The sequence below is a fragment of the Streptomyces sp. NPDC051907 genome (assembly GCF_040681075.1).
GTDB lineage: Bacteria > Actinomycetota > Actinomycetes > Streptomycetales > Streptomycetaceae > Streptomyces.
Window position 1 is genome coordinate 1 of sequence record NZ_JBFAYB010000214.1, and the last position, 2707, is coordinate 2707.

Annotated in this window: 2 protein-coding genes; both read right to left on the bottom strand. The window is 71.0% G+C overall.

Annotated features, from left to right (window positions below; translation table 11 throughout):
• The coding region (locus AB0M39_RS41720) for a malate synthase A (protein WP_365374338.1) at positions 1 to 1108 on the bottom strand (1108 nt) is incomplete at its 3' end.
• A gap of 156 nt (positions 1109 to 1264) precedes the next feature.
• Positions 1265 to 2554 carry an isocitrate lyase gene (gene aceA, locus AB0M39_RS41725; protein ID WP_365374341.1) on the bottom strand — a complete coding sequence of 430 codons (1290 nt, stop codon included), beginning with the start codon at positions 2552 to 2554 and terminating at the stop codon, positions 1265 to 1267.
• Between the last annotated feature and the right edge of the window lie 153 nt (positions 2555 to 2707).

The window sequence follows — 2707 nt, forward strand, 5'->3', positions numbered from 1 at the left end:
CGGGATGGGCGACCCAGGAGCCGTCGAAGCCGTCCTCGGCCTCGCGCTCCTTGTCGAGCCTGACCTTGGCCAGCGCCGCCTCGTTGGCCTGCGGATCGCGGCTGGGCACATGGGCGGCCATGCCGCCGATCGCATGCGCGCCCCGCTTGTGGCAGGTGCGCACCAGCAGCTCTGTGTAGGCGCGCATGAAGGGCGCGGTCATGGTGACTTTCGCCCGGTCGGGGAGCAGGAAGTCGGTGCGGTGCCCGAAGGTCTTGATGAGGCTGAAGAGGTAGTCCCAGCGGCCCGCGTTGAGGCCTGCGCTGTGCTCGCGCAGCTCGTAGAGGATCTCCTCCATCTCGTACGCGGCGGTGATCGTCTCGATGAGGACGGTGGCCCGGATCGTGCCGCGCGGGATGCCGAGAAGCTCCTGGGCGAGGACGAACACGTCGTTCCACAGCCGGGCCTCGGCGCGGTTCTCCAGTTTCGGCAGGTAGAAGTACGGACCGTGACCGGCGTCGATCTGGCGCTGGGCGCAGTGGAAGAAGTACAGCCCGAAGTCGACGAGCGAGGCGGGGACCGGGCGTTCGTCGACGACGACGTGCTTCTCCGTGAGGTGCCAGCCACGCGGTCTGACCATGATCGTCGCGAGGCGGTCGCCGAGCCGGTACTCCTTGCCCTTGTCCGTGGTGAAGTCGATCCTGCGTTCGATGGCGTCGAGCAGGCTCAGCTGGCCGCCGACGATGTTCTCCCAGGTGGGCGAGGTGGCGTCCTCGAAGTCGGCCATCCACACCTGCGCACCCGAGTTGAGCGCGTTGACGGTCATGCGCCGGTCGGGCGGTCCGGTGATCTCCACCCGGCGGTCGGCCAGACCCGGTGCGGGCGGGGCGACGCGCCAGTTCGGGTCGGCGCGGACGGCCGCGGTGGCGGGCGAGAAGTCGAGCGGAGCGCCGGAGGCGAGCCGTTCGGTGCGACGGCGCCGCTCGGCGAGCAGCTCGAAGCGCCGGCCCGCGAAGGCCGTGTCGAGACGGCCGATGAAGTCCAGGGCCGCGGGGGTGAGGATCTCGTCGTGACGGTCGCCTTGCGCCCCGAGAACCTGGATGCGGCTGGTCGTTTCGGTGATGGACATACGGCTCTCCTCAGCGGGAGCGGCGGGGGCCGGCGGATACGGTCGTCCGGCCCCTCGCCTGGACACGGGTTCGCGTGACGCGGGGGCGTTCGGCCCTGGCCGGGCCGGCTGCGGCGCCCGGTCCCGGGGCGAGGCCCCGGGACCGGCCTGGTGCTTCTAGTGGAATTGCTCTTCTTCGGTGGAGCCGGTGAGTGCGGTGGTGGAGGAGGTGGGGTTGACGGCGGTGGAGACGAGGTCGAAGTAGCCGGTGCCGACTTCGCGTTGGTGCTTGACGGCGGTGAAGCCGTGCTGCTGGGCGGCGAACTCGCGTTCCTGGAGGTCGACGTAGGCGGTCATGCCGTGTTCGGCGTAGCCGCGGGCGAGGTCGAACATGCCGTGGTTGAGGGAGTGGAAGCCGGCGAGGGTGATGAACTGGAAGCGGTAGCCCATGGCGCCGAGCTCGCGTTGGAACTTGGCGATCTGGTCGTCGTCGAGGGCGGCCTTCCAGTTGAAGGAGGGGGAGCAGTTGTAGGCGAGCATCTGGTCGGGGTGCTCGGCGTGGATCGCCTCGGCGAACTCGCGGGCCTGGGCGAGGTCGGGGGTGCCGGTCTCGACCCAGACGAGGTCGGCGTGGGGGGCGTAGGCGAGGCCGCGGGCGATGACGGGGGCCATGCCGGGCTGGACGCGGTAGAAGCCCTCGGCGGTGCGCTCGCCGGTGGCGAACTGTGCGTCGCGTTCGTCGACGTCGCTGGTGAGGAGGTTGGCTGCCAGCGCGTCGGTGCGGGCGACGATGAGGGTGGGGACGTCGGCGATGTCGGCGGCGAGGCGGGCGGCGTTGAGGGTGCGGATGTGCTGGGAGGTGGGGACGAGGACCTTGCCGCCGAGGTGGCCGCACTTCTTCTCGGAGGCGAGCTGGTCCTCGTAGTGGATGCCGGCGGCGCCTGCGGCGATCATGGCCTTGGTGAGCTCGAAGGCGTTGAGGGGTCCGCCGAAGCCGGCCTCGGCGTCGGCGACGATGGGGGCGAGCCAGTCGGTGGTGTCGTGGCCGCCTTCGGCGGTGGCGATCTGGTCGGCGCGCAGGAGGGCGTTGTTGATGCGGCGGACGACCTGGGGGACGGAGTTGACGGGGTAGAGGCTCTGGTCGGGGTAGGTGTGGCCGGCCTGGTTGGCGTCGGCGGCGACCTGCCAGCCGGACAGGTAGATGGCCTGGAGTCCGGCCTTGACCTGCTGGACGGCCTGGCCGCCGGTCAGCGCGCCGAGCGCGTGGACGTAGTCCTGCTCGTGGAGCTGGCGCCACAGGCGCTCGGCGCCGCGGCGGGCCAGGGTGTGCTCCTCGCGGACGCTGCCGCTCAGGGCCACGACCTCCTGCGCGCTGTAGGTGCGCTCGACGTTCTTCCAGCGGGGGTCGCTCGCCCACCGCCGGGCGAGCTCCGCCGCCGCCTGGTTCGTCGTGTCCGTCTGCGCCATGACCGTCTCCCGGATTCCTCGTTCGAACTGCCCGTGTGTCGTCGACTGTCGTCAACGGTGCGAATGCGTGACACGCAGTGTCGTGTCAGCTGGCGCGGCCCGCCCTCCCGGCGCCCTGCGAAGGGTGAGCAATGCCGCCGAGCCGCCGGCGCG